This window comes from Kytococcus schroeteri (assembly GCF_002847825.1).
Classification (GTDB): Bacteria; Actinomycetota; Actinomycetes; order Actinomycetales; family Dermatophilaceae; genus Kytococcus; species Kytococcus schroeteri.
The window spans coordinates 1-310 of record NZ_PKIZ01000147.1; the positions used below are offsets into that span (position 1 = coordinate 1).

General features: G+C 61.9%; 1 protein-coding gene. It reads right to left on the minus strand.

Translation table 11 applies throughout. The annotated features are described in order from the left end of the window. Positions 1-10: 10 nt before the first annotated feature. Positions 11-310: glycerophosphodiester phosphodiesterase (locus tag CYJ76_RS11925; RefSeq protein WP_269148639.1), on the minus strand; the 300-nt coding region annotated here is incomplete at its 5' end.

Consider the following 310-nt stretch of genomic DNA (forward strand, 5'->3'; position numbering starts at 1 on the left):
TCAAGCTCGTCTAGAGAACCTGGCGCTTGTTCTCCTTGAGAACTTCCATGCCACGGGTCGGGTAGTCGGTGATCAGACCGTCGACCTTCGCGTCGATCACGGCCTGCATGTCCGGCTTCTCGTTGACCGTCCACGGCAGAACCTGCAGGCCTGCCTCGTGGGCGGAGGCTACGTTCTCTGGGGTGACCAGCTTGTATTCCGGGGAGAGGATCTCCGCGCCCAGCTGGGTTGCAGCCTTGTTCACGTCGCCGCCAACCTTGTCGTAGTCCACATCACCGGTCCACTTGGAGCCGGAAGCCCACGTCTTGGC